This is a genomic window from Pseudomonas spirodelae, from assembly GCF_034653255.1.
GTDB classification, from domain to species: Bacteria; Pseudomonadota; Gammaproteobacteria; order Pseudomonadales; family Pseudomonadaceae; genus Aquipseudomonas; species Aquipseudomonas spirodelae.
The window spans coordinates 1-1,800 of record NZ_JAYEET010000056.1 but is presented as its reverse complement, the minus strand read 5'-3'; the positions used below and the strand labels follow the sequence as shown (position 1 = coordinate 1,800).

Annotated in this window: 1 protein-coding gene; it reads right to left on the bottom strand. The window is 58.6% G+C overall.

Annotated elements, in window-relative coordinates; genetic code table 11:
* Nucleotides 1–459: 459 nt before the first annotated feature.
* Nucleotides 460–1,800, bottom strand: a 1,341-nt coding sequence (gene ppsA, locus SOP97_RS19005) for a phosphoenolpyruvate synthase (protein WP_322950481.1), incomplete at its 5' end; no start/stop codon positions are given.

Below are 1,800 nucleotides of genomic sequence, written 5' to 3'. Positions count from 1 at the left end.
GTGGTTGACCGCCACTTACTACGGCCTCGGCTGACTTCTGCACGCCCATCCCGTCGCCTCTCGACAATCGGTAGCACAATGGCAAGCGTACAGATCTCCCAGGGTAATTCGCGCGACCTTCCTGCTTATGCCTGTCGGATCTACGTCGCAGCGTTCCGTGCAAGTATCGGGCTTTGGCGATTATGGCCACCTCACCCCGCTGCGCCGCCTCATCCGCTTCCTGTTCGTCAGGCCAGCATTTTGCCTCGGGCTTCCTTCAGATTCGCAGTCGCCCGCGACACCCTTGCCTTCAGCTAACACTTCCCCTTGCCGGGTGTGTAGAGGACTTTCACCTCCAAGTCGCCAGGCTCACCACCACAGTGAACCCGACAGCGCCAGTCACGGCGCTACGCGCCATGCCTGGCGCACCACAAAAAAGGGCGGGATCAACCCGCCCTTGAATATAACGTTAACGCGCCATCAGGCCGATTGCTGACCTTCGGCCAGGAAGAACCAGGTATCGAGCACCGAATCCGGGTTCAACGATACGCTTTCGATGCCCTGCTCCATCAGCCAGCGCGCCAGATCTGGGTGGTCCGAAGGACCCTGACCACAGATGCCGATGTACTTGCCGGCCTTGTTACAGGCCTGGATGGCATTGCTCAGCAGTTTCTTCACGGCCGGGTTACGCTCATCGAACAGGTGCGCGACGATACCCGAATCGCGGTCCAGGCCCAGCGTGAGCTGGGTCAGGTCGTTGGAGCCAATGGAGAAACCATCGAAGAACTCAAGGAACTCTTCAGCCAGAATCGCGTTGGACGGCAGTTCGCACATCATGATGACCTTCAAGCCATCCTGACCACGGGCCAGACCGTTGGCAGCCAGCAGATCAACCACTTGGCTGGCCTCACCGAGGGTGCGCACGAACGGCACCATGATCTCGACGTTGGTCAGGCCCATTTCATTGCGCACTTTCTTCAACGCGCGGCATTCGAGTTCGAAGCAATCACGGAACGACTCGCTGATATAACGCGAAGCACCGCGGAAGCCCAGCATCGGGTTCTCTTCTTCCGGCTCGTAGAGTTTGCCGCCGATCAGGTTGGCGTATTCGTTGGACTTGAAGTCCGACAGACGCACGATAACTTTCTTCGGCCAGAACGCTGCAGCCAGAGTACTGATGCCTTCGACCAGCTTCTCGACGTAGAAATTGACCGGATCGTCGTAACCTGCAATGCGCTTCTCGACGCTTTCTTTGATCTCCGGCGGCAGGCCGGCAAAGTTCAGCAGCGCTTTGGGGTGCACACCAATCATGCGGTTGATGATGAATTCCAGACGCGCCAGGCCCACACCTTCGTTGGGTAGCTGGGCGAAGTCGAAGGCACGGTCCGGATTACCGACGTTCATCATGATCTTGAACGGCAGTTCAGGCATGGCATCGACCGAGTTCTTACGAATATCGAAGCCCAGCTCGCCTTCGAAAATAAAGCCGGTGTCGCCTTCAGCGCAGGATACGGTGACGCCCATGCCGTCTTTCAGCACCTGGGTGGCGTTGCCGCAGCCGACGACTGCAGGAATACCCAGTTCGCGGGCAATAATCGCAGCGTGACAGGTACGCCCGCCACGGTTGGTGACAATGGCGCTGGCGCGCTTCATCACCGGCTCCCAGTCTGGGTCGGTCATGTCGGAAACTAACACGTCGCCTGGCTGGACCTTGTCCATCTCAGAAACGTCATGGATCACCCGTACGCGACCCGCACCGATCTTCTGCCCGATCGCGCGACCCTCAACCAGCACGGTGCCGGTTCTGTCTCTTATACACAT